Below are 25196 nucleotides of genomic sequence, written 5' to 3' on the forward strand. Positions count from 1 at the left end.
CCTGCGGCGCTCGCCGCGCGTCGTCGACCGCTCTAGAATCGGACTTTTGGACGCAGCGAGACGATGAACGATTCCACATTCATGGCCGAGGCTCTGGCCGAGGCGCGGCGTGGCCACGACGAGGGCGGCGTGCCGATCGGCTGCGTGCTGGTGCGCGACGGCGAGATCGTCGGTGCCGGCCACAACCGGCGCGTGCAGCGCGACAGCGCCATCCTCCACGCCGAGATGGACGCACTGGAGGCCACGGGTCGACAGCCCGGCGCCTTCTACCGCGACGTCACCCTCTACACCACGCTCTCGCCCTGCGCCATGTGCACGGGCGCTATTCTGCTCTACGGCATTCCCCGGGTCGTGATCGGCGAACACGAGAGCTTCATGGGCGAGGAGGATCTGCTGATCGAACGCGGCGTGCAGGTCAGCGTTCTGAACAACCACGACTGCCGCACTCTCATTCAGCGCTTCATGGCGGACAAGCCGTCGCTCTGGCATGAGGACATCGCGGAACAAGACGATGCGCCAGCGTCGCGTTAATTCCAGACTAACAAATAATTGATCTTATTCAGGAACGGATAAAGACATGATTATTTAATTCTCAAAATACCACCTGAAATGCCTGTTCAAGACAATGAAACGAATCATTCATATATTTAAGTATTGTTTCATCTCTATGAAATAAATTATTTTTTTCGTATCGATTAACTCGAAGGAACCCATAGAACGGGCCAAGGTCTTTCATGATTCATGGCAGAATCAGAAAGGATCGAAGTGACCCGTCATCGGCGCCCGCAGGATAACCCGTGCACGCTGGCCCACCGGGGCCGCCCCGAGTCCATCAGCCTGATCGTGTCGTCCTACAATCAGCCCCGATCGCTGGCGCTGGTGCTCGATGCGCTCACGCGACAGAGCTGGCGTGCCGACGAGATCATCATCGCCGACGACGGCTCGCGGCCGCCGACGTTCGCGGCGATCGAGCGGTTCGCGGCGCATCCGGCGCTACCGCCGATCCGTGTGCTGACCCAGCCCGACGAGGGCTTTCGCAAGACCGTGGCGCTCAACGGCGCGATCCTCGCCAGTCGCGGCCAGCAGCTGCTGTTCCTCGACGGCGACGTCATACCGTCACCCGACTGGATCGAGCGCCACCGCGCCAGCTATCGGCCGATGGGATACGCGGTCGGCGACTACGTCCGCCTCGATCGCCGCGACAGTCTCGATCTGTACGCACTGCGCGCCGACGGCGACCGGCTGGACGACCGCCGGGCCACCCTGGTGGCCGCGCAGCGGCGCTACCTGTTCAAGCGCGCCGCCCGGGCCCGCTTCCACATGCTCTGCCGCAAGACGATGCGCCCGAGACTGCTCGGCGGCAACTTCTCGGTCGACCGCGGCCTGCTGTTCGGCGTCAACGGATTCGACGAGCGCTTCGTCGGCTGCGGCGGCGAGGATTCCAACCTGCGCAATCGTCTGAACCGCTACGGCGGCCGCCCCAGCAGCCTGATCCGCAGCGCCGTCGGCCTGCATCTGAGCCCCGGGCTCGACGACCCGCAGGCGGCGCGCAATCGCATCAGCTATCTCGACAGCCCGCTGCGACACGAGCCCCCGACCCGGCGGGCGCGCACGGGGCTCGCCGAGCGCCTGAGCGGCGGCCGCGGCATGCCGGAACAGCCCGCACCGGAGGCGGCGCCGGGAGTGCGCGGCCGGCTGCCCGATCCGGCCTGAGCCGAGCGCCTCAGTCCCAGAGACGGCGCGCGGCCGCGCCGACGTCGAGGGCCGCGCGCAGCGAGGCCGGTGCGGCGGCCGACACTGGCGCGTCGACCGGCGTGCCGACATCGCGGGCACTGAAACAGGCACGTACCGCGGGGGTCATGAAGCGGCTGATCGCGCCGTAGACGTGGCGATCGCCCAGGCGGCGCTGCTCGGTCACGTGGTAGCGCAGCGGCGAGACCACCTCCAGCACGTTCCGCGCCCGCGTGAAGGCCACGTACAGCAGCCGGCGCTCCTCCTCGAGGTCGGCCGGCGAGCGCGCGGTGTACTCGCTCGGGAAGGTGCCGTCGGCCACGTGAAGCAGATAGACGCTGTCGAACTCCCGCCCCTTGGCGCTGTGCACGGTCGACAGCACCAGATAATCCTCGTCGAGGTGGGCGTCGTCGTTGTGGTCGCCGGTGGCCGCCGGCGGATCGAGTGTGAGCTCGGTGAGAAACCGGTCCCGATCGCGGTAGCGAGCGGCGATGCGCACCAGATCGTCGATGTCGCCGGCGCGCGCCGTGGTCGGCGCCTCGTAGCGGTCGGGCAACTGCGCCTTGAGCCATTCCGCGGCCGGCTCCAACGTCGCCGGCCAGCCCCCCGCGCCCTCCGCCAGAGCCGCCACGGTATCCACCAGCCCGCACCAGGCCTCGGCGTCGGCCTGCCGGGGCGCCGGCTGCCGACCGAGCCTCACCAGCGACCAGTCGTCGGCCTCCAGCCGTTCGAACGCGCGTTGGGCCGAGGCCGGGCCGACGCCGGGCACGATCTGCAGCGCGCGGTACGCCGCGATCTGGTTTGCCGGGTTGGCCGCCCAGCGCACCAGCGCCAGCAGGTCCTTGACGTGGGCGGCGTCGAGAAACTTCAGGCCGCCGTACTTGCGGTAGGGAATGTCGCGCCGGACCAGTTCGATCTCCACCTCGTTGGCGTGGTGGGCGTTGCGGAACAGCACCGCCTGCTGCTTGAGGGCCACGCCGGTCTCGCGCCGGGCCAGCACCTGCTCGATCACGTGGCGGGCTTCGTCGGCGCCGTCGTGGGCGATGATATGACGCGGTCGCAGGCCGGCGCCGCGCGCGCTCGCGAGCTGCTTGTCGTAGCGCCGCGCGGCGTCGGCCATGAGCGTGTTGGCCGCGTCCAGGATCGCCTGGGTCGAACGGTAATTGCGCTCCAGCCGCACCACGCGCGCACCGGCGTACTGGTCCGCGAAGCCTAGAATATTGTCGACATCGGCGGCCCGGAAGCCGTAGATGGCCTGGGCGTCGTCGCCGACCACGCACAACCCGGCGCCGGTCGGCGCCAGGCCGCGCAGGATCTCGGCCTGCAGCAGATTGGTGTCCTGATACTCGTCGACGAGCACGTGATCGAAGCGCGCGGCCAGACCGGCCGCCAGCCCCGGCTCGCGCATCATGAGCGCCCAGTGGAGCAGCAGATCATCGTAGTCGAGCAGCGCCAGATGCTGCTTGCGCTCGGTGTAGTGCGCAAACAGCCGCTTGAGCGCATCGTGATGGGCCACGCACCAGGGAAAACGCGTCTCGAGCACGGCCGCGAGCTTGGCCCGCCGATTGACGACCTGGGAGTAGATGGCGAGACACGTGTCCTTGCGCGGGAAACGGCGCGTGCGCAGCGCGAGACCGAGCTGCTGACGGCAGACATCGATCAGATCGGCCGCGTCCGCGCGGTCCAGGATCGAGAAGTTCGGACTCAGGCCGAGCGCCGGGGCGTATTCGCGCAACAGGCGGGCGCCGATCGCGTGAAACGTGCCCGCCCAGGGCAGCGACACGGCCTGACCGCGACGCCCGCGCGCCGCCAGCGCGGCGTCGCAGATGCCGCGGGCACGCCGGGTCATCTCCTCGGCCGCGCGCCGGGAGAAGGTCAGCAGCAGAATCCGGCGCGCGTCCACGCCGGACAGCACCAGATGGGCCGCGCGGTGCGACAGCGTCTGCGTCTTGCCGGTCCCCGCACCGGCGATCACCAGCAGCGGATCGCTGGTCAGCCCCGCGGCGGTATCGGGCCGGGCGAAGGTCACCGCACTGCGCTGGCGTTCGTTGAGATCCTCGAGATGGGCGGTGTCGGTCATGTGCCCAGTCTCGCCCCGGCGGTGGGTCAGATCACGACCCGGCGCGCTCGGCAACCGCCTCGGCGAGCGGTTAGACTACGAACCGAACACAGGCGGCGCCCGGCCCGCGCGGGCCCGCATTCAACGAGGAACGAAAGCGCATGTTCGAAGCGATCGAGCGGGTGCCCGGAGACGCGATTCTCGGGCTCATCCAGGCGTTCAAGGACGACCCCAATCCCGACAAGGTGGATCTGGGCGTCGGCGTCTACCGCGACGAGGACGGCGGCACGCCGATCATGCGCGCGGTCAAGGCGGCCGAGCAGCGGCTGGTCGACACCGAGGCGACCAAGGCCTACATCGGCTCCCACGGCGATCCCGACTACGGCCGGCATGTACTCGAGACCGTGCTCGGCGCCGACAGCGCGGTGCTGGCCGACAACCGCGCGAGCGCGACCCAGTCCCCGGGCGGCACCGGCGCATTGCGCCTGGCCGCGGACTTCATCGCCGCACAGCTGCCGGGCAAATCGATCTGGCTGTCGGACCCGACCTGGCCGAACCACAAGGGCGTGTTCGGGGCGGCCGGTCTCGACATGCAGTTCTACCCCTACGTCGACGCCGACAACCGGCTCGATTTCGACGGCATGCTGGCCGCGCTCAAACAGATCCCGCAGGGCGACGTCGTGCTGCTGCACGCCTGCTGCCACAATCCGACCGGCTTCGATCTGTCCGCCGAACAGTGGCAGCAGGTGCTGTCGGTCGTTCAGGAGCGTGAGCTGCTGCCGCTCGTGGACTTCGCCTACCAGGGCTTCGGCGACGGGCTGGAGGCGGACGCCTACGGCGTGCGGCTGCTGGCCGAGCATCTCGACGAGATGCTGATCACCCAGTCCTGCTCGAAGAACTTCGGTATCTATCGCGAGCGCACCGGCTGCTTCATCGCGATCGCCAAGGACGCCGAGGACATGGCCGACGTGCGCTCGCAGCTGGCGATCACCGCGCGCGAGAACTACTCCAATCCGCCGGCCCACGGCAGCGCGATCGTGGCCACCATCTTCGAGTCCGAGGAGCTGACCGCGATGTGGCGCGAGGAACTCGACGAGATGCGCAGCCGCATCAACAACCTGCGCAGCGATTTCGTCAAGGCGCTGGCGCCGCACGGCCTCGACCGGCGCTTCGCCCACGTCGCCGAGCAGCGCGGCATGTTCTCGTTCACCGGCCTGCAGCCGGAACACGTGGAGGCGCTGCGCGACCGGCACAGCATCTACATGGTCAAGTCCGGCCGCGCCAACGTGGCGGGGCTCAACCGAGCCAATCTCGACTACGTCTGCAACGCCATCGCCGATGTCGTGAAGTAGACCGCCACCCACGCCCGGTGCCGGGCGACAACGCCGCCGACACGAGGCCCGTCCGCCGCCGGCGCGGGCCTCGATCCTGACCGCGGCCGGCGCCGGCCGATGCCGAAAGCGGCCCGCGCCATGTCCGAACACAACACCTGGAAAGTCCCCTTCGCCCTGTTCGTGGCGGTGCTCGGGGTCTCGGCCTCGGCGCCGCTGGTCAAGCTCGCCGAAGCGCCGGCCGCGGCGGTCGCGGCCTATCGCATGCTCTTCTCCACCCTGCTGCTGCTGCCGGTCGTGGCGCTGGCCCACCGCAGCGAGCTCGCCGGCATGCGCCGCAGCGATCTGCTCCACTGCCTGGTCGCGGGCACGCTGCTCGGCTTTCATTTCCTGGCCTGGTTCGTGTCGCTGGACTACACCACGGTGGCCAGCTCGGTGACGCTGGCCACCCTGCAGCCGCTGTTCGCCTTCATGCTCGCCTATTTCATGTTCGGCGAGCGGCTGCGCCCCCGAGCGTTCGCCGGCGCTTTGCTCTCGATCGCCGGCGCCATGGTGATCGGCTGGGGCGATATCGCGGTCTCGGGCATGGCGCTGCTCGGCGACGCGCTGGCCCTGCTCGGCGCCGCACTCGCCACCGGCTATTTCTTCGCCGGTTATCGCGCCCGTCAGCATCTGTCGCTCAATGCCTACACGTTCGTGGTCTACGCCACCGCGGCGGTGGTGCTGCTGGGCTACTGCGCGGTTGCGGGCGTACCGCTGACGGGCTTCGCCGGTGCCGACTGGGGCGTGTTCGTGGCCCTGGCCGTGTTTCCCACCCTGCTCGGCCACTCGGTGTTCAACTGGAGCATGCGTTACGTCAGCGCCACGGTGATCTCCGTTGTGATCCTCTGCGAGCCGATCGGCGCCTCGGCCCTGGCGTGGCTCATGTTTGGCACGCTGCCGCAGGCCAGCCACTACATCGGCGGCGCGGCGGTGCTGGCCGGCGTGCTGGTGTTCATGCGCTATCGCAATCCGCCCGCACCGGCGAGTGCGAGCGGCTGAGTCGTCGCCTCAGTCGCCGCGGCGCGTCTGCGGCAAAACGAGATTCAGCACCACGCCGAGCACGCCGGCGAGCGCGATGCCCTCCAGCGTGAAATCGCCCGCCGAGAAGCTCAGCCCGCCGATGCCGGTGATCAGGACCAGTCCGACCACGGCGAGATTGCGCGGCTCGGTGAGATCCTCGCCGGAGCGCATCAGGCTGTTCATGCCCACGACCACGATCGCGCCGAACAGCAGCACGATGATGCCGCCCATCACCGGCGTCGGAATGCTGGCCAGCAGCGCCCCCAGCTTGCCGACGAAGGCAAAGGCGATGGCGAAGCCCGCGGCCCAGGTCATCAGCGCCGGATTGAAGGCGCGCGTCAGCGTCACCGCGCCGGTGACCTCCGAGTAGGTGGTGTTGGGCGGCCCGCCCATGAAGCCGGCCAGCGAGGTCGCCAGGCCGTCGCCGAGCATGGTGCGATCCACACCCGGGTCCTTGAGATAGTCGCGCCCGGTGACCGAACGGATGGCGATGATGTCGCCGAAATGCTCGATCGCCGGGGCGATCGCCACCGGTATCATGTACAGCACGGCCTGCCCGTTCCAGCTCGGGGCGACGAATTCCGGCGCCGCGAACCACGGCGCCTCGGCGATGGCCGCCAGATCCACCAGCCCCAGGGGCAGGCTGACCAGGTAACCGGCGAGCACGCCGCAGAGAATCGGCACCAGCGAGAGGAAACCGCGCCCCAGCAGCGACACGGCCACGGTCACCGCGAGCGACACGCCGGCTGCCACCAGCGCCAGCGGCTCGGCGACCAGCACGTCGGTGCCGTCGCCGTTGTGTCCCGTAGCCAGATTCACCGCCACCGGCGCCAGAACCAGCCCGATGACCATGATCACCGGGCCGGTGACGATCGGCGGCAGCAGGCGCGTGATCACGCCCACGCCGCGCCAGCGGATGACCAGACTCAGCGCGATGTAGACCAGCCCCGCCGCGATCAGGCCGCACAGCGTGCCCGGTATGCCCCAGGTCTCGACCCCGTAGAGGATCGGCGCGATGAAGGCGAACGACGACCCGAGAAACACCGGCACGCGACCGCGGGTGACGACCTGGAAGACCAGCGTGCCCAGGCCGGCCGTGAACAGCGCCACGTTCGGATCGAGCCCGGTGAGCAGCGGCACCAGCACCAGCGAGCCGAAGGCCACGAACAGCATCTGGGCCCCCAGCAGCCCGTCGCGCAGCCTGAAGCGATAATCGTTGGCGCCGGCCTCGAGCGTATTCGCCATGTCTTCCCCCGGAGTGGATCCATCCGGCCGGTCGAAGCCGGCCGTGCTGCTGTGATCGGTCTACTTGGTGCCGTACATGCGATCGCCGGCGTCACCCAGCCCCGGCCGGATATAGCCGTGTTCGTCGAGCCGCTCGTCGAGGGCGGCGGTGAACACGGGCACGTCCGGATGAGCTTCGCGCAGGGCCGCCACACCCTCGGGCGCGGCCAGCAGGCACAGGAACTTGATCTGGCGCGCGCCCTGTTTCTTCAGATGGGTGAGCGCGGCGATGGCCGAATTGCCGGTCGCCAGCATCGGGTCGACCACGATCACCCGGCGCTCGCCGATGTCCGCCGGCACCTTGCAGTAGTACTCGACCGCCTCCAGCGACTCCGGGTCGCGGAACATGCCGATGTGGCCCACCCGCGCCGAGGGCAGCAGCTCCACCATCCCCTCCAGCAGGCCGTTGCCCGCGCGCAGAATCGACACGAAGCACAGCTTCTTGCCCGCCAGCCGCGGCGCGTCCATCTCTTCCATCGGCGTTTCGATACGCTCGGTGGTCAACTCCAGATCGCGGGTGATCTCGTAGGTCAGCAGATGGGCGATCTCGCGCAGCAGGCTGCGGAATTTCTGCGTGGACGCCGTCTTGCGGCGCATGAGCGTGAGTTTGTGCGCGATCAGCGGATGATTGATGACGGTGACGTTGTCGTCCATGGCCGGGCTCTCCCTGGTGTCTGTGCGGGCATCGGGCGGCAGACGGCGCGTCGCCGCGAACCGCCGCCGGCGGCCGCCCGCGCTCATGCTACAACGCCATGCCGCAATCGCCATGCCACCATCGCCGCGCCGCCGCTCACGGCGCCCCGGTCGTGAAGGCCGCGGCCTGCTCGAGCAGCCAGTCGATGAACCCCGCGGCGGGCGGCGGCGGCTCGCCACGCGCCGGCAGCAGCAGCTCATAGGTGAACGGCGAGGCCAGCCGGTATCGCGTCCCGAACGGCGGCACCAGCACGCCGCTGGCGATCCGGTCCGCGGCCAGCACGCTGGTCGCCAGGGCCACGCCGCGCCCGGCGATGGCCTGATCCAGGGCCATGCCGAACAGTGAGTAACGCCGGCGCACGGCCACCGGCACCTGCGGGGCACCGGCCGCCTCCAGCCACTGCCGCCAGCCCGGAAACAGCTCCGCCTGATGCGACAGCCAGGTGACGTGCAGGAGCCGGTGCCGGGCCAGGTCGGCCGGCTGCTCGAGCGGCGGCCCGTGCTCGAGCAGCGTCGGCGCGCAGACCGGGAACACGGTCTCGGTCATCAGCGAGCGGCTGCGCACGCCCGGCCACGGCCCCTGGCCGTAGCGGATCGCCAGCTGGGCACGATCCGGGCTCCAGTCCGGCTCGATCAGCGCGGGGCTCGCCTCGAGGGCGAGATCGATATCGGGGTGACGGGCCTCGAAGTCGGCCAGCCGCGGCAGCAGCCAGTGTTGGATGAGCGACGGCGAGGCGCTCACGGTCAGCGCCATCGCCGGGGCGTCCGCGACCCGGGCGCGGTCGACGCCGGCCGCCAGCCGCGCCAGTGCGGACTCGACCTCATCGGCCAGCCGGCGGCCGCGTGCGGTCAGGGCGACCCCGTGGGCGAAGCGCTCGAAGACCGGCGCGTTGAGATACGTCTCCAGCTGCCGGACCTGGCGGCTGATCGCCCCCGGACTGACATTCATCTCGTCGGCCGCGGCCCTGAAGCTCTCGTGACGCGCGGCGGCGGCGAAGGCGCGGAGAGCGTTGAGCGGCAGTCGCGCGGGCATGGCGTTGCGTTTTCCTGAGCCTGAACCCGCAGTTTAATCGTTTGCCGCCCCGGGCGCCGGGTGATCCACTGGGCGCGTCTTTTCGCCACGGCCCGCCGCATGACCCGCGCAACCACCGCCTCGCCAACCGATGCCGCCCCCGCTACGCGCCGCGCGCTCGATGCGCAGGGCAGCCTGCTGATGCTCGTGTTCTGCGCCGCACTGGGGCTGCAGCAGGTGGCGATCAAGGCCGTGGCCGCGGACATCGCACCGCTGGCGCAGATCGGCATCCGGTCGCTGCTTGCCGCGGTGCTCGTCGTCGGCGTCGCCTGGGCCCGCGGCGTGCGTCCGACCCACGCCCGCGCGGTGTTCTGGCCGGGTGTGGCCGCCGGCATCGGCTTCGCCTGCGAATTCAGCCTCGTGGCCCTGGGGCTGGGCTACACCACGGCCTCGCACATGTCGGTGTTTCTCTACACCGCCCCCATCTTCGCCGCGCTCGGGCTGCATTTCCTGGTACCCGGCGAACAGCTCGGCCCGCGCCACTGGGCCGGCATCGCCCTGGCCTTCGCGGGCATCGTCTGCGCGATGGCGCCCTGGCAGAATTCGAACGGCACTGACGTGGCCGGATTGATCATCGGCGATCTGCTGGGCACGCTGGCCGGCCTGGGCTGGGCGGCGACCACGATCGTCATCCGGACGACGCGTCTGTCGGAGGAGCGCCCGGTGCTGACGCTGTCCTACCAGCTCACCATCGCCGGAGTCGCACTGGTAGTCGTCGCCGGGCTGTTCGGCGACCTGTCGACGATCCGCGTGACGCCGCTCATGCTCGCGAGCATGAGCTTCCAGACGCTGGGCATCGCCTTCGGCATGCTCCTGCTCTGGTTCGCGCTGCTGCGGCGGTATCTGGCCTCCCGGCTGGGCGTGTTCTCCTTCCTGTCGCCGGTGTTCGGCGTCCTGTTCGGAGCCCTCCTGCTCGGCGACCCGCTGACCGCCAACTTCGTGCTCGGCGGTATTGCCATCCTCGCGGGGGTGGTTCTCGTCAGCGCCCCGACCCGGCGCACGCGCGACCCGGCCTGAGGCGCCCGAGTCGCCGGGGCGCGAGGCGTCCCGCAGCCGTGCGGGGGACGAGCCGCGACGGCGAATTGTCCACGACCGCCGGGTTCCGGCGCCGCCGCTTTGGAGTCGCCCTGGCCGGCGTGTCGCGACCGGGCCGCGGCTAGGCCGACGAGGCGCCCGCCGGGCGCGCACCGCCGGCACCGCCGCGCACCATGAGCAGCGCCACCGCCACGACGGCGCCGACGGCATCGCTGATCAGCCCCGGATAGATCAGCGCGAGCGCGCCGACCAGCGCCAGCAGCCGCCAGAACACGCCGAGCGGCGCCCGCAGATAGCCCTCGACCGCCACCGCCAGCAGGCCGACGCCGAGCGCGCCGGTCAGAGCCACGGCAGTCACGTTGAGCCAGGTGGCGTCGATCATGAGCATGCTGTGGGCGAACACGAACATATAGGGCACGACAAAGCCGGCGATCGCCAGCTTCATGGCCTGCACACCGGTGGCGTTGGGCGAGCCGCCGGAGATCCCCGAGCCGGCGTAGGCCGCCAGTGCGACCGGCGGCGTGAGATTCGCGAATATGCCGAAGTAGAACACGAACATGTGCGCGACGAAGATCGCGGTGTCGTTCGAACCGGCCAGCTCCCGGAACAACGGCAGTTCCAGCAGGATGGGCGCGGCCATGGTCGAGGTGATGATGTAGCAGGGAATGCTCGGCAGCCCCATGCCCAGCACGATCGACGCCGCCATCGTCAGCGCCAGCGTGACCAGCAGGCGCAGCATGTCGAACGGGATCGCCTCGCCCATGGTCACCACGGCATCGGCCGCGTCCAGGGCGATGCCGGTCAGCGTGGCCACACCGACGATCACGCCCACCGCCGCGCAGGCGATGGCCACGGGGATGGCGTTGCGCACGCCTTCGGTCATGGCGTCGCGACAGGCGGCCAGATCCATGACCTCGGAGGTCACCGGCAGGCGCGAGCGCACGGCGTTGATCGCCGCGGGCAGCGCAATGATGGCGAAAAGCCAGAGCCGGCTCGCCGGCAGGCCCGGCATCGCCCGCCCGTCGATCACGGCCAGAATCTGCGGCTCGAGAACGAGCGCGGCCAGCACCGCGGACAGAGCCGCGACCAGACGCCAGGTGCCGCAGATCAGAACCGTCGCCGCGATGGACCAGAAAGCGGCGAAGAACGGCGCATAGCCCTCGAAGATGAGCCACAGCAGGATCACCATCGGCAGCAGCAGATGGCCGCGCTTGAGCATGACGTCGCTGAGCGGCGTCAGTTCCGAGCGCGGGATGCCGGACAGGCCGTTGCGCAGTGCCCGCAGATGGACCTGGAACAGGATGCCGAGATAGAACAGCAGCGCCGGGATGATGCCCGCGAGCATCACCTGGGTGTAGGGCACGCCCAGCACCTCGGCCATGATGAAGGCCGCCGCGCCCATGATCGGCGGCAGAATCTGGCCGCCCACGCTGGAGGCCGCCTCCACCGCGCCGGCGAAGTTCGCCTTGTAGCCGGTGCGTTTCATCAGCGGGATCGTGAACGCGCCGGTCGTGACCACGTTGGCGATGGCCGAGCCGTTGATCGAGCCGAGAAAACCGCTGGCGACCACGGCCACCTTGGCCGGGCCGCCGCGCGAGGGCCCGGCCACCGCCAGGGCGAGATCGTTGAACAGCTGGCCGAGCCCCGACTTGACCAGAAAGGCGCCGAAGAGAATGAACAGGATGATGTAGCTGGCCGACACCGCGATCGCCGTACCCAGCAGCCCTTCGGTGATATAGACCAGATGCGACATGATCTGGCGCGACGTGGCCAGCACGATGTCGGCGTTGAGCACCGAATACAGCGAGAGCTTGGCGTAGAAGGCGTAGCCCAGAAAGATCAGGGCCAGACCCGGCAGCCCCCAGCCCGTCACCCGGCGCGCGGCGTCGATGACCAGCAGCACCGCGGCGAAACCGACCGCCATGTCGAGATTGGTGATCCGTCCCGCCGAAGCAATCACCCGGTCGGCCGCGAACAGCATGTAGACGCCGATGGCGAAGGCCGCCAGCGCCAGCAGCGCGTCCAGCCAGGGCACCCGGTCGCGCGGGCTGCTGCGGGTCAGCGGGAACAGGACGAAGGTCAGCGCCAGCAGCGTGTAGAGATGGATGCTGCGCTGGACCACGTCGACCAGCGGACCGGCGAACGAGGTGTAGAGATGGAACAGGCCGAGCAGCACGCAGGCCGCCACCACACCCTGCATGACGATACCCGGCAGGCGGTGGCGCACGAGGCTCTCGCGGTCGTATTTCTCGAGCGTCTCGCGCGCGGCGCTGTCCGGCTCGGGCGCATCGTCTGCCACGGCATCGCGGCGATCGGACGTATTCATGGAGCGGGCCTACCTCATCCGGAACAGCGCGCAATCAGCGCCGGCAGCACACGATACAACGGCAACCGCCTGTTTTCGATCACCAGGATCGGCTTCTTCCCCGGCGTGGACAGGGCATGCCAGTGGCCGTCGTGGCGGAGGCTGTAATCCTCGGCGGCGGCGGCCTGGACGGCCAGCGGATCGACGATGCGGTGGATGTCGTGCATCACCACCCAACCGTCCTCCAGCGTGGTGCGCCGACCGGCGGCGGCCGGCACGCCCGCACCGAAGGTCTTGAAACGGGTGGACACGAGCTCGATCGCACCGTCCCGCACCACGAACGCCTCGATCCACGCCTCCTTCTCCACGGAATGCGTCCAGCGCAGCGCGAAGCGCGCACCCTCGCCGCCGGCGAAGGCCGCGCGAATCACGCCGTCGTGGCGAACCACCAACCAGGGCCGCGGCCAGAGCAGTGCGACGGCCGCCAGGATGAGCAGGGCCGCGACACCGACGAGGCCGACCGGCCGCAGGCGCATGCCGGCCGGCCCCGCCCGCGATCAGGCGCTGTCGTCGCTATTGTCGCTGTCGTCGGACGAGGAGGTATCGCCCTCGTCGCCGGAATCCTCGCTGTCGCCGTTCGGCTCGTAGAACGTCTTGGCGCCGTCGGCCAGCGGTACCACGAGATCCTGACCCATGGTGCTGCGGTCGAAGCCCTTGAGCGCGCCCACCGAGACCTTGTCGGTGCCCAGGTAGTCATAGAGACGGCTGGCGAGCTCCTCGGACACCCTGGACTCCATCGAGCCGGGCACGATCAGGATGTTGCGGATGGCGACCGTATTCACGGCCTCGTCCAGATCGTAGCGCTCGGCCGCATTCGCCGGGATCTCGTATTCCTCGTAGTACGGATACTTGTCCAGCAGTTTCGAGGCGGTGTCGCCGTCGACTTCGATGAAGTTGACCTCGGTGTTCTGCATCAGCCCGGTGATGCTCGAGTTGGGCACGCCCGAGGTGAAGAACGCCGCGTCCAGATTGCCGTTGCCCATCTCGGTGACGCTGTCCGCGTAGCCGGTGTGGCTGACCTTGCCGAGATCGTCGTAGGTCATGCCGGCCGCCTCGATCACCTTCTTGGCGCTGGCTTCGACGCCGGAGCCGACCTTGCCCACGCCGATGCGCTTGCCTTCCATGTCGGCCACACTCTCGATGTCGCTGTCCGCGGTGGCCACGATCTGGACCACGTTGGGATACAGCCCGGCGATGGTCTTGATGTCGGCCTCGCGATCCTCGAACTGGTTCTGGCCGTTGATTGCGTCATAGGCGACATCGCTCATCACCAGCGCGATCTGGTTGGTGCCGTCCTCGATGTTGTTGATGTTCTGCACCGACGCACCGGTCGACACCACCTGCACGTTATCCACGGCGTCGCTGGCCTCGAACACGCCCTTGAGCGCGCCGCCGATGGGATAGTAGCTGCCCGACGTGCCGCCGGTGCCGAAGATGAGGTTGACCGGCTCGCTGGCCCCGTCCGAGCCGTTGGACGCATCCGCCGAGGCGGTCTCGTCGTCGCCCCCGCCGCTGCCGCAGCCGACAAGCAGTACGGCGGCGATGGCCGTCATCACAGCCGGTTTCCAGACGCGATTCCCCATGTTTCACCTCGTTATGATGCGTTGATGATCGGCACGGCCCGCGTACCGATCGGATTCGACGCCGTCTGTGTACCAGCCGGGCGCCGCCGTCCGCAATGCGGCCATGGTGGCATAGGCTGGTCAGCCGGCCGTCAGCCGCCAGTCGCCGGCGTAGACGTTGAAGCGGTTCGCGCGCAGGAAACCGACCAGCGTGATGTCGAAATCGCGCGCCAGCGACACCGCGTAGCTGCTCGGCGCGGAGATCGCGCAGACCACCGGCAGGCCCGCCATCACGCTCTTCTGCAGCAGTTCGTAGCTGGCCCGGCCGGACAGCAGCAGGATGTGATCGGACAACGGCAGCCGGTCGTTCAGCAGCGCCCAGCCCACCAGCTTGTCGAGCGCGTTGTGCCGGCCGACATCCTCGCGCAGGGCGATCAGCTCGCCGCGGGCATCGAACAGCCCCGCGGCATGCAGCCCGCCGGTGGATTCGAACACGCCCTGATCCGCGCGCAGCCGGTCCGGCAGCGACAGCAGCAGCTGCGGGTCGAGTACCGGCGCCGGCGTCTCGCTCGCCCGGCCGCGACCGGGGCGCGGCGGCGAGAAGCTCGGCTTGCCGCAGACCCCGCAGGCACTGGTGGCCAGCGTGTTGCGCTCGATTCGGTCCAGCCGGCCGCGCGCCTCGGGTTTGAGCATCAGGCGCATCACATCGGCCTCGCCGGGCGCGGGCTTGAGATAGACGATGTCCGCAGGCGAACGCACCACGCCCTCGCCGTGCATCAGCCCCGCCACCAGTTCCCGATCGGCGCCGGGGGTACGCATGGTGATCAGCGGATCGGCCCCGGCGACATGGATCTCCAGCGCCCGTTCGACCGCCAGATGGTCGTCGCAGGCGGCGAGCTCGCCGTCGGCATAGGCCTGGATGGTGGCCTTCTGCCGCGAGGCGTCGTCGCGTGTCTCGGCGTCGGAGCGGTAAGGGAGATCGTCGATCGCGTTCATCACCTTACGGTAACCGATGCGCCGGGCGCCCGGCACGCGGGTTCATGTATCGCACAGCAACGCGCACGGCTACAATGCGCGGTCCTCGCGTGCCCGCGCCGATGACTGCCGGCCGCGCCACGCCCCGTCAGCCGACCCCGCGCGCCCATGGCCCTGTCCGACGTCTTCTTCCAGTCGATCAACATCACGCTACCGGTCTTTCTGATGGTGTTCGCCGGGATCGTGCTCCGCCGCGCCGGCTGGATCGACGACCGCTTCATCGGCACCGCCTCGGCGCTGGTGTTCAAGATCTGCATGCCGGCGCTGATCTTCGTGAGCATCGTCAAGGCGGATCTCGCCACCGCCTTTCTGCCGGACCTGATGGCCTACTTCGCGCTGGCGACCGTGGCCAGCTTCGCGCTGACCTGGGGCTGGGCGCTGTGGCGCGTGCCCGAGGCCGAGCGGGGTGTCTACGTCCAGGGGGCCTTTCGTGGCAACTGCGGCATCATGGGCTTCGCGCTGGCCGCGAGCATGTACGGCGACTGGGGCCTGTCCGCCGGCGGCATCCTGGTGGGGCTGGTGATCCTGCTCTATAACGTGCTTTCGGTGATCGTGCTGAGCTGGTATCAGCCGGGCCAGCCGGCGGACTGGCGCAGCATCGGCCGCGGCATCGCCACCAACCCCCTGATCCTGGCCACGGTGGTCGCGATACCGGTGGCCGCCAGCGGCCTGTCGCTGCCGGACTGGCTGATGACCTCGGGCGAGTATTTCGCCGGGCTCACGCTGCCGCTGGCGCTGATCTGCATCGGCGGCACGCTGTCGCTCGGCGCGCTCTACGAGGCCCGCGGCATCGCCTTCGGCGCGGCCATGATCAAGATGGTGATCTTTCCGGCGCTGGCCACCTTCGTGGCCTGGCTGTGCGGCTTCGCAGGCCGGGAGTTGGGGCTGCTGTTCCTGTATTTCTCGGCGCCCACGGCGGCGGCCAGCTTCATCATGGTGCAGGCCATGGGCGGCAACGCGAAGCTCGCCGCCAACATCGTCGCGGTAACGACCCTGGCCGCCAGCATCACCATGACCGGCGGCGTCTTCGGCCTACGCCTCGCGGGACTGATCTAGAGCCTGACGACACGTCACACGAGCGCCGCGTCGGCAACCGCACGTCGTGGGCGGCAAGGTGCGAGTCGCCGATCGTGGCGAGCCACGACGAAGACTGGCGACGTCGCGGGCCGCGCATGGTTGATTTTCATGGGCGCCCCAACCCGACGGGCCAAGCGCTGTCGCGCGGCCACCCAGCGTTGCCGCACGCTGGCGCGCGTGACGGCGTGGCGCGCACGACGCCTCGTCTTCCCGGGCCACAGCCCCTGGCGCGGCGCGTATGACGTGCCAACAGGCCCTGACCGCCGATCTGAGCCACAGCGGTCCGTTCAGTTCACGCAGTCCGCGGCGGGTTGCGCGCGGGTGCCCCGACCCTTCGTTCCCATTTGCCACCTCCGACCGCACCGGCGCCTGTTCGGGTATGCCGGGGAAAGGCGCCACCTGAATGCAGCCCGCGGCACGAAGAATCGTCAATGCCGGTTGACGGGATATCGTCCCGCCCTTCGGACGGTGCCCGCGTTCGGTCACCAGCGTGACGCCGGCCGACCCAGGAACGCTCCGGGAACGACCCGGCCCGATCTGCACGGTCGACGGAATCGCGGCGCCCGGCGGCAACGCGACCTGCGCTTATGGCATCGACAGGCCACGGCCCGGCGCACGCGGCGCGCCCCGCGGCTCAGGTCTCGCCCGGCTCGGGCTTGGTCTCCGTCTGCTCGGATCCCTCGGCCTGTTCGCGACGCGCCGCCGAGAAGGCCTTGGCGCCGGCGATCAGGGGAGCCAGGGCCGACCAGAGTTCCTTATCGTGCATCAGCTTGAACACGCCGGTCATGCCCGGCGGATTGTAGGGCGTGTTCTCGTCAGCCGGTTCGCCGGCTTTGTCGAGCCCGACCTGGGCCGCGGCCAGCGTGCGCTCGAGCCGATCGGGATCGATGCGCCCGAGCTGCTGGGCGAGCACGAGCAGATTGCGGAAACCGGCCCGGCCCTGCGGCGTGTTCATGCCTTCGAGCGCGATGGTGGAAATCTCGGGCATGGCACCCGTGAAATCCTTGAGCCAGCGGATCACGCCGGACTCGTAGAGCTCGTCGAGCAGACCGTTGATCTCGGCGACGCGACTTTCGAACTGCGCCATCTCGGATTCGGTCTCGGACCGGAAGCGCTTCGCATCGGCCGGCCGGTACTGGATCTGTTCTGCCATCGGTACGTGCCTCGATTCGCTGAGTGGCGCCTGCGTGGCCTAGAGCCCGCTGCCGGTCGGCCGCGGTTTCGGCGGCCGTCGATAGTCGTCGCGATCCCACTTGCGGCCGACCTCGACACCGCTGGTCGGATGCCGCGGCTGATTGCGCTGGTTGTTGGCCTTGAGCGGCGGCGTGCCGTCGGCCGAGAGCACCTCCATGCGCACCGCGAGCTCCTTGTAGGCCGGGGTATCGGTGTCCTTGTCGGCCTCGAAGCTCGTGAGCACGTTGATGGCCTCGCTGTTGGCGCGCCCGTGCATGGGCATATACAGCTGATGCCCGGACACGCGGTCGGTGACCTCGACGGCCACCTTGATCGCACCGCGCCGCGACACCAGCCGCACGATCGAGCCCGGCTGCACCCCGCGCTCGGCGGCGAGATCCGGCGACACCTCCACGAACGCCTGCGAGATCTTGAACACGATCCCCGGCGTCTCGTCGGTGAGATTGCCTTCGTGGAAATGCTCCAGCAGGCGACCGTTGTTCAGATGCAGATCGTACTCGGCGTCGACCTGGTCGGTCGGCTCGGTCCAGTCCACCGGATGGAAGCGGGCGTTGCCGTCCTTGAAATGGAAGGTGCTGTCGTTGTACAGCCGCTCGGCGCCGCTGGCGCCCTTCTCGCGCACGGGCCACTGCTGGGAGCCGAAACCGGCCAGCCGCTCGTAGGTCACGCCCGACATCAGGTCGCACAGCGACGTCGACTCGGCCATGATCTCGCTCGGGTGATCGTAGCGCCAGTCCGCGCCGAGCGCGTTGGCCAGCTCGGTGATGATGCGCCAGTCCGGTCGGGAGTCGCCGAGCGGCGGAAACACCTCGTAGAGGCGCTGGATGCGCCGCTCGGTGTTGGTGAAGGTGCCCTCCTTCTCCACCGAGGGGCTGGCCGGCAGCACCACGTCAGCGAACTCGCAGGTACGGGTGAAGAAGATATCCTGCACGACAAAGAAGTCGAGCTTCTCGAAGGCCGACTGCACGTGCAGGGCGTCGGAATCCACGATCCCCATGTCCTCGCCGATCACGTACAGCGACCTGAGATCGCCGTCGTGGATCGTATTGACCATCTCGTGGTTGTTCAGCCCCTTGCGGGTGGTCAGATCGACGCCCCAGGCCTGTTCGTACTGGCGGCGAATGCCGTCGTCGGTGATGAAGTCGTAGCCCGGCAGCCGGTCCGGCATGCAGCCGAAGTCGCTGGTGCCCTGGACATTGTTATGGCCGCGCATGGGGTAGCCGCCGGTGCCGAAGCGTTCGACGTTGCCGGTGAGCACCAGCAGGTTGCAGAGGGCGGTGGCGGTGTCGGCGCCCATGGTGTGCTGGGTCACGCCCATCGCCCACACGCCGCAGACGGTCTTCGCCGCGATTATGTTATCGGCGATCGCCTGCAGCTCGTCCTGTGACAGCCCGGTACGCTCGGCCGCGAACTCGAAGGTGAACTTCGCCAGGCTGTCCCGATAATCCTCGAAACAGTCGACATGGTCGTTGATGAAGTCCATGTCGGCGTGGCCGTTGTCGAGGATGTACTTGGCCACGGCGTTGAGCCAGATGAGATCCGTACCCGGCTCGGGGCGGATGTGCAGGTCCGCGCGCTCGGCCATCTCGTTGACGCGCAAGTCGGCCACGATGTGCTTCTGGCCGTGGAGCTTGGCGGCCCGCTTCATGCGGGTGGCGATCACCGGATGGCTCTCGGCCGTGTTCGAGCCCACGATCAGCAGCAGCTCGGCGGCCTCCAGATCGGCGATCGAGCCGGTGTCGGCGCCGAAGCCCACCGTGCGCCAGAGGCTTTCGGTGGCCGGGGCCTGGCAGTAGCGCGAGCAGTTGTCGATGTTGTTGGTGCCGATCACCGCACGCGCGAGCTTCTGCATCAGGTACGCCTCCTCGTTCGTGCACTTGGAGGAGGCGATGAAGGCCAGCGAGTCCGGACCGGACTCGCCTCTGATCTCGCCGAAGCGGCGCGCGATCAGCGCATAGGCCTCGTCCCACTCGGCCTCGCGGAAGGCGCCGTTGTCGCGGATCAGCGGCTTGGTCAGACGGTGCTCGCTGTTGATGTGGCCCCAGCCGAACTTGCCCTTGATGCAGGTGGAGACGCCGTTGGCCGGCGCCTCCGGCTGCGGCTGGACCTTGAGCAGCTCGCGCCCGCGGGTCCACATCTCGAAGGAACAGCCCACCCCGCAGTAGGTGCACACGGTCTTGGTGCGCTTGAGCTCGGTCTCGCGCATGGCCGCGTCGACCTCGGAGACGGCGAAGATCGGGCCGAAGCCGGTGGTGTGCTCGGCGGTCTTGACCAGATCGATGGCCGCACGACCGAGTTCCCGATAGCCGCTAAGGGACTGCGGCGAGAGTGCGGTCATCGGCCCCATCCGGCCGATCGCGGTCTTTTCCATCAACGCGTTGCAGGGGCAGACGGTCACGCAGTGGCCGCAGGACACGCAGGACGAGTCCTCGATGGCGACGTCGTCGTCCCAGATCACCCGCGGGCGGTCGCGGTCCCAGTCGATCGACAGCGTTTCGTTGACCTGCAGGTTCTGGCAGGCCTCCACACAGCGTCCGCAGAGGATGCACTGGTCCGGGTCGTAGATGTAGAAGGGGTTGGAGTAGTCCTTCTCGTACGGCTTGCCGCGAAACTCGTAGCGCTGACCCGGCACCTGCATGTCGCGCACGGTGTTGTGCACGTCGCAGTTGCCGTTGTTGTTGTCGCAGACCGAGCAGTACAGATCGTGGTTGGACACCACCCGATCGATGCCTTCGCGGCGGGCGCGCTCGGCGGTGTCCGTGTCCAGCCCGACCTCGAGGCCCGGCTTGACCGTGACCCCGCAGCCGCGCACCAGGTTGCCGTCGACCTCGACGAAACAGGTATCGCAGGTCTGCAGCGGCCCGAGGCTCGGGTGGTAACACAGATGCGGCAGATACAGCCCGGCGGCCTCCAGGGCATCGGGCAGCAGCTGCCCGGTCTCGACCTCGACGGCGCGGCCGTCGACGGTGATCTCGATCCGCTCGGCGACGTCGTCCATCTGCGTCTCCTGGTTGCCACTGGTCTGGGCCATGCATCACGCGTGCCCGGCGCCTCCGGGCTGCGATCGCCCGGCCGCCGCCGGCCGGTCGGGACCGGGTGCGGCGCCGCTAGCCGGTGAACAGGCGCAGCGCGCCGCTCAATGTTTCGATGAATCCCCAGAGCGCGGGCAGGGTCACCATGGCCCAGAGGCCCGCGACCTGCCATGTCGGCGTGGTGCTGTGTTCGCTCATCAGTCTCTCCTGCAGGATGCAGACGATTCAATCCGTAGAAACAACGACCCGGGCGGCCTCGACCGCACCGGCCCGTCAGGCCGCGTCATCCGGATCACCCTGGTAGTGATGCTTTTCGGCAACCGGACGCACCAGCAGGTTGCAGACCAGTCCCGCGGCCAGCAGCGCGACCATGACATAGAGCGTCGTGGTGTAGGCATCGGCGGGCGCGACGCCCGATTCGATGCGCCCCTCGCGCAGCTGGTTGAGCAGCACGGGGCCGACGACGCCGGCCGCGGACCAGGCCGTGAGCAGCCGGCCGTGAATGGCCCCGACGTGCATCGTGCCGAAGATGTCCCGCAGGTAGGCGGGCACGGTCGCGAAGCCGCCGCCGTACATGGACACGATGATGCAGGCGGCGAGCACGAACAGCACGATGTTGCCGGCCGCCGCCACGTTGGGCACCAGCGCATAGAGCGCCATCCCAATCACGAAGAAACAGATGTAGGTCATCTTGCGGCCGATGTAATCGGACAGCGACGCCCAGAAGAAACGCCCGGCCATGTTGAAGATCGACAGCACGCCCACGAAGCCGGCCGCCGCGGCCGAACTCACGCCGACCATCTCCTGGGCCATGGGCGAGGCCTGCTCCAGCAGCGCGATGCCGGCGGTGACGTTGAGAAACAGCACCAGCCAGATCAGATAGAACTGCGGGGTGCGCATGGACTGGCTCACGTGCACGTGGTGGCGCGTGATCATGCGGCTCTGCTGGCCCTGGGCCTCCGGATCGAAGCCCGCCGGCTTCCAGCCCTCGGCCGGTATGCGCACGATCAGCGCGCCGATCATCATGAACAGAAAGTAGATCACGCCCATGGCCACGAACGTCGAGCCGACGCCGACCGACTCGGGCCCGTCGAAGAAGGCCATGAGCGAGGTGGCCAGCGGCGAGCCGATCATCGCACCGCCGCCGAAGCCCATGATCGCCATGCCGGTCGCCAGCCCCGGGCGGTCGGGAAACCACTTGATGAGCGTGGAGACCGGCGAGATGTAGCCGATGCCCAGACCGATGCCGCCGAGTACGCCGTAGCCCAGATAGATCAGCCAGATCTGATGCGTCCAGACGCCGAAGGCCGAAATGATGAAGCCGCCGCCGAAGCAGCACGCGGCCAGCGCCATCGCCTTGCGCGGCCCGACGCGCTCGAGCCACTGCCCGCCGAAGGCCGCGGCCAGCCCCAGCACGGCGATCGCCAGCGAGAAGATCCAAGCCAGCGTCGGCTGCGACCAGTCCGCCGCCGCCGATTCGCTCACGCCGACGACACGCGTCAGCGGCAGCTTGAACACGGAGAACGCGTACACCTGGCCGATGCACAGGTGAATGCACAGTGCCGCGGGCGGCACCATCCAGCGATTGAAGCCGGGCTTGGCGACGATGCTGGACTTGTCGAAGAATCCGGCCATGATTTCCCCCGGTGGTCAGTGGGCGCGGCAAACGATTGCGCGCGACCGAAGCCTACCACTCAGACTGCATGTAGCGCGCATGTATCGCACGAAAGTCTAACCCCGCCGTGCAACCCGAGACCGGCCGCTCAGGCGATCGGCGGCGCCGGCTGGCCCCAGACCGGCTGCGCCATCGGCTCGACCGTGACCGGCGTGCCGGCCGCGACGTCGCCGCAGTCCGCCGGCAGCACGATGAAGCAGTCCGCGCGGCTCATCGAACGCATCACGCCCGAGCCCTGATGATCGACGGCCACCACCTCGGAGGCCGCGCCGTCGAAGGCCATGCAGCCGCGCAGGTAGTGCTCGCGGCCGGGTTTCTTGCGCAGATCCGTGCGGGTGGGCAGCGTGAAGCGCACCGGCGCCGCGGGGGTGCCGCCGGCCAGGCGCACCAGCGCCGGCCGCACCAGCTGGACGAAGGTCACCGCGGTCGACACCGGGTTGCCAGGCAGGCCGAAAAAGCGCGCGTCACCGAGCGTGCCGAAGGCGAGCGGCTTGCCCGGCTTGATCGCCACGCGCCAGAAGTCGACGCTGCCGCGGTCGGCGAGCACGTCCAGGACGAAATCGGCCGCGCCCACCGAGACTCCGCCGCTGGTGACCACCGCATCCGCCGTCATCGCCCGGTCGAACGCCGCAGCCAGCGCCGCGCGCGAATCGCCGACCACGCCCAGATCGACGCCCTCCATGCCGAGCTCGGCCAGCACCGCGGCGAGACCGTGACGATTGCTGTCGTAGATCTCGCCCGGCGCCAGCGGCCCGTCGATCGGGCGCAGCTCGTCACCGGTGGAGAAAAACGCCACCCGCGGCCGGCGATACACCGCCACCCGATGCGCGCCGACCGAGGCCAGCACCGCGATATCGGCCGGCCGCAGATAGTGGCCGGGCCCGAGCACCGCCTCGCCGCGGGCCAGGTCCTCGCCGGCCGGGCGGATGTTGTCGCCACGCGCGGGCACACGCTCGATCACGACATCGTCGCCCTCCGTGCGCGTGTTCTCCTGCATCACCACCGTATCCACGCCCGCGGGCACGACCGCCCCGGTCATGATGCGTACGCACTCGCCCGCGCCCACGCGCGCGGGGAAGGGATGACCCGCCAGGACCTCGCCGACCACCCGCAGACGCGCGCCGTCGGCCGGCGCTTGCGCGGCGGCGAAGCCGAAGCCGTCCATCGAGGCATTGTCGGCCCCCGGCACGTCCACGCCTGCGGTCACGGTCTCGGCGAGCACGCGGTGCAGCGCCTCGGGCAGCGCCAGCGTCTGCGTGTCGGTGATCGGCGAGATGGCGGCCACGATGCGTGCCCGTGCCTCGGCCAGCGGCATCGGGCCGTTTCGGGACTCGGCCATGATCGACTCCTAAATGGGGTGGGCGGATGGCCACACTACAGCCGCGCGGCGATCGCGCGGGCATCGGCCTCGGCGTTGACGTTGGCGAAGGCGTCGCAGTCGGGCCAGGCGACCGACACGCATGTCAGCCGCCGATGCCAGGCGTGGACCGCCCGTACGCCGTCGGCGCGCGCGGCTTCGAGATCCGCCAGCAGCGCGCGACGCAGCAGGGCGTGCAGCGGCTGTGTCCGCCCCGCGCAGCTCGCCACGGCCAGGTCGGCCGAGGCATGCAGCGCCTCACCCAGCCGTGGCGCCAGGTCCAGCGGCAGCGCCGGCGTGTCGACCGGCACGATCAGCACGTACGGCGTGGCGGCCGCGTGCAGCAACGCCGCGATCCCGGCCAGCGGGCCATCGAAATCGGTGCGGTCGTCGGGAACCACGCGATGCCCGAGCGCCCGATAGCGGGCCAGGCTGCGGTTGGCGCTGATCACCGCCGCGGCGCACTGGGGCGCCACCCGCGCCAGCGTGCGCGTGATCAGCGGTTGTCCGTCGAGCCGGTACCAGCCTTTATCGACCCCGCCCAGCCGCCGGCCCCGGCCGCCGGCGAGCACGCCGGCCGTGATGCGATCGCGGGCGATGTTCATGGCCCATATCCTGACGCCGACACGCCCTCTCGACAACGCGGCCGACCGATCGGCACATAGGGCGCCGGCACGGCACGGCACGGCCACGGGCCCGTCGCCGCATCGTTGCCTACGCAGACGCGGTCGTGACGCGGCGCGCGCATCCGGTCACCACCCCACAACGCCATCCGCAGCGCGTAAGCCGGCGGTCAGGCGCGCGCGCTACCATGCCGTCACAGCCTTCGATCAGAGCCGCCATGCGACGCCGACTCGTCACTCTTCTCGCCACCGGCGCATTGTTCGCCACGGCCGCGGCCGGCGCCCAGGATCTGGGCGATCGCTTCAAGGCCTTCGTCGACCAGGTCAACGGCGACGACAGCACGAGCGCGGCTCGCCAGCTGCCGGAGAGCGAGGTCGTCTCCGGCCTAAAGGCCGCCCTCGCCGACGGCGCCTCGGCGGCGGTTACGCAGCTGGGCCGCAGCGACGGATTCTGGGGCGACGAGGCCCGCCGCATCGCGCTGCCCGGCTGGATGGACAGCGCCGCGGGCATGCTGCGCCAGGCCGGCTACGGCGAGCGGCTCGACGGCCTGCAACTCCACATGAACCGGGCGGCCGAACAGGCCACCGCGGAGGCCGGACCGATTCTGCGCGAGACGATCAACGCCATGAGCGTGGCCGACGCCTTTGCCGTGCTCCGCGGCTCGGACACCGCAGCGACCGAATATCTGCGCGACCACGCCGGCGAGACGCTGGCCGACAAGTTCGAGCCGATCGTGGCCCGGACCACGGCCCAGTCCCACGCCGCCTCCGCCTACCGCGCGCTGACCTCGCGCGCCAAGCCGATGCTGTCGTTCGTACCCGGGATGGACCTGAATCTCGACGACTATGTCACCCGGCAGGCGCTGGACGGTCTGTTCGCCGTGATCGGGAAGCAGGAGCGCGCGATTCGCGAGAACCCCGCCGAGCGCGGCACGGCCCTGCTGGAGAAGGTCTTCTCGGCCACCTCCAGCTGACCGCGAGACCGGCGACGCGACCACGGTCGTCGGCC

At 69.2% G+C, this 25196-nt stretch carries 21 protein-coding genes; 7 read left to right on the forward strand and 14 right to left on the reverse strand.

What is annotated here, in order from left to right; translation table 11 throughout:
* Positions 1 to 63 precede the first annotated feature (63 nt).
* On the forward strand, positions 64 to 531 hold the full coding sequence (locus SAHL_RS06060; RefSeq protein ID WP_123590509.1) for a nucleoside deaminase: 468 nt from the start codon (positions 64 to 66) through the stop codon (positions 529 to 531).
* A 210-nt stretch (positions 532 to 741) separates the two neighbouring features.
* Positions 742 to 1713 (forward strand): glycosyltransferase, encoded by a 972-nt coding sequence (locus SAHL_RS06065; RefSeq protein ID WP_123590510.1) that lies wholly within the window; start codon positions 742 to 744, stop codon positions 1711 to 1713.
* A gap of 10 nt (positions 1714 to 1723) precedes the next feature.
* Here the strand turns inward: SAHL_RS06065 and SAHL_RS06070 are convergent, their stop codons facing one another.
* Positions 1724 to 3811: an ATP-dependent helicase gene (locus SAHL_RS06070; protein ID WP_123590511.1), complete on the reverse strand. Its 2088-nt coding sequence runs from the start codon at positions 3809 to 3811 to the stop codon at positions 1724 to 1726.
* Between the two features lie 140 nt (positions 3812 to 3951).
* On the opposite strand from SAHL_RS06070, the gene SAHL_RS06075 reads away from it, so the two are divergent.
* Together SAHL_RS06075 and SAHL_RS06080 are read left to right on the forward strand one after the other, a co-directional pair.
* Positions 3952 to 5142: an amino acid aminotransferase gene (locus tag SAHL_RS06075; RefSeq protein ID WP_123590512.1), complete on the forward strand. Its 1191-nt coding sequence runs from the start codon at positions 3952 to 3954 to the stop codon at positions 5140 to 5142.
* A gap of 120 nt (positions 5143 to 5262) precedes the next feature.
* Positions 5263 to 6162, forward strand: coding sequence for a DMT family transporter (locus tag SAHL_RS06080; protein ID WP_123590534.1), 900 nt, complete (start codon positions 5263 to 5265; stop codon positions 6160 to 6162).
* A gap of 9 nt (positions 6163 to 6171) precedes the next feature.
* Here the strand turns inward: SAHL_RS06080 and SAHL_RS06085 are convergent, their stop codons facing one another.
* From SAHL_RS06085 to SAHL_RS06095, 3 genes are all read right to left on the reverse strand, one after another.
* The gene (locus tag SAHL_RS06085; RefSeq protein ID WP_123590513.1) at positions 6172 to 7428 is read right to left on the reverse strand and encodes a uracil-xanthine permease family protein; all 1257 of its coding nucleotides are present in this window, start codon (positions 7426 to 7428) and stop codon (positions 6172 to 6174) included.
* A 60-nt stretch (positions 7429 to 7488) separates the two neighbouring features.
* The gene (gene upp, locus SAHL_RS06090; RefSeq protein ID WP_123590535.1) at positions 7489 to 8121 is read right to left on the reverse strand and encodes a uracil phosphoribosyltransferase; all 633 of its coding nucleotides are present in this window, start codon (positions 8119 to 8121) and stop codon (positions 7489 to 7491) included.
* Between the two features lie 136 nt (positions 8122 to 8257).
* Positions 8258 to 9193, reverse strand: a complete 936-nt coding sequence (locus SAHL_RS06095) for a LysR substrate-binding domain-containing protein (protein WP_123590514.1) — start codon at positions 9191 to 9193, stop codon at positions 8258 to 8260.
* Positions 9194 to 9292: 99 nt separating this feature from the next.
* Here SAHL_RS06095 and SAHL_RS06100 point away from each other — a divergent pair, with 99 nt between their 5' ends.
* Positions 9293 to 10249: a DMT family transporter gene (locus tag SAHL_RS06100; RefSeq protein WP_123590536.1), complete on the forward strand. Its 957-nt coding sequence runs from the start codon at positions 9293 to 9295 to the stop codon at positions 10247 to 10249.
* A 139-nt stretch (positions 10250 to 10388) separates the two neighbouring features.
* Here SAHL_RS06100 and SAHL_RS06105 read toward each other — a convergent pair whose 3' ends face one another.
* The 4 genes from SAHL_RS06105 to fdhD form a co-directional block, all read right to left on the reverse strand.
* The gene (locus tag SAHL_RS06105) at positions 10389 to 12593 is read right to left on the reverse strand and encodes a TRAP transporter permease (protein WP_123590515.1); all 2205 of its coding nucleotides are present in this window, start codon (positions 12591 to 12593) and stop codon (positions 10389 to 10391) included.
* A gap of 14 nt (positions 12594 to 12607) precedes the next feature.
* Positions 12608 to 13108 (reverse strand): DUF1850 domain-containing protein, encoded by a 501-nt coding sequence (locus SAHL_RS06110; protein WP_123590516.1) that lies wholly within the window; start codon positions 13106 to 13108, stop codon positions 12608 to 12610.
* 21 nt (positions 13109 to 13129) lie between these two features.
* Positions 13130 to 14185, reverse strand: a complete 1056-nt coding sequence (locus SAHL_RS06115) for a TAXI family TRAP transporter solute-binding subunit (RefSeq protein ID WP_245968411.1) — start codon at positions 14183 to 14185, stop codon at positions 13130 to 13132.
* A 150-nt stretch (positions 14186 to 14335) separates the two neighbouring features.
* Positions 14336 to 15190, reverse strand: a complete 855-nt coding sequence (gene fdhD / locus SAHL_RS06120) for a formate dehydrogenase accessory sulfurtransferase FdhD (RefSeq protein WP_123590518.1) — start codon at positions 15188 to 15190, stop codon at positions 14336 to 14338.
* A 147-nt stretch (positions 15191 to 15337) separates the two neighbouring features.
* Here fdhD and SAHL_RS06125 point away from each other — a divergent pair, with 147 nt between their 5' ends.
* Positions 15338 to 16285, forward strand: a complete 948-nt coding sequence (locus tag SAHL_RS06125; RefSeq protein WP_123590519.1) for an AEC family transporter — start codon at positions 15338 to 15340, stop codon at positions 16283 to 16285.
* A gap of 655 nt (positions 16286 to 16940) precedes the next feature.
* Here the strand turns inward: SAHL_RS06125 and SAHL_RS06130 are convergent.
* From SAHL_RS06130 to mobA, 6 genes are all read right to left on the reverse strand, one after another.
* A complete protein-coding gene (locus tag SAHL_RS06130) occupies positions 16941 to 17459 on the reverse strand; it encodes a helical membrane plugin domain-containing protein (RefSeq protein WP_123590520.1) in 519 nt (172 codons plus the stop codon).
* Positions 17460 to 17498: 39 nt separating this feature from the next.
* Positions 17499 to 20531 (reverse strand): formate dehydrogenase subunit alpha, encoded by a 3033-nt coding sequence (fdhF, locus tag SAHL_RS06135; protein WP_245968412.1) that lies wholly within the window; start codon positions 20529 to 20531, stop codon positions 17499 to 17501.
* A gap of 76 nt (positions 20532 to 20607) precedes the next feature.
* Entirely contained in the window at positions 20608 to 20730 is a 123-nt protein-coding gene (locus tag SAHL_RS18325; protein WP_281272981.1) for a hypothetical protein, read from the reverse strand.
* A 75-nt stretch (positions 20731 to 20805) separates the two neighbouring features.
* On the reverse strand, positions 20806 to 22167 hold the full coding sequence (locus SAHL_RS06140; RefSeq protein WP_123590521.1) for an L-lactate MFS transporter: 1362 nt from the start codon (positions 22165 to 22167) through the stop codon (positions 20806 to 20808).
* A gap of 128 nt (positions 22168 to 22295) precedes the next feature.
* Positions 22296 to 23546, reverse strand: coding sequence for a molybdopterin molybdotransferase MoeA (gene moeA / locus SAHL_RS06145; RefSeq protein ID WP_245968413.1), 1251 nt, complete (start codon positions 23544 to 23546; stop codon positions 22296 to 22298).
* A gap of 35 nt (positions 23547 to 23581) precedes the next feature.
* A complete protein-coding gene (gene mobA / locus SAHL_RS06150; RefSeq protein WP_123590522.1) occupies positions 23582 to 24169 on the reverse strand; it encodes a molybdenum cofactor guanylyltransferase MobA in 588 nt (195 codons plus the stop codon).
* 236 nt (positions 24170 to 24405) lie between these two features.
* Here mobA and SAHL_RS06155 point away from each other — a divergent pair, with 236 nt between their 5' ends.
* The gene (locus SAHL_RS06155; protein ID WP_184947422.1) at positions 24406 to 25161 is read left to right on the forward strand and encodes a DUF4197 domain-containing protein; all 756 of its coding nucleotides are present in this window, start codon (positions 24406 to 24408) and stop codon (positions 25159 to 25161) included.
* The last annotated feature ends 35 nt before the right edge of the window (positions 25162 to 25196 follow it).

The organism is Salinisphaera orenii subsp. halophila YIM 95161 (assembly GCF_003732545.1).
GTDB lineage: Bacteria > Pseudomonadota > Gammaproteobacteria > Nevskiales > Salinisphaeraceae > Salinisphaera > Salinisphaera orenii_A.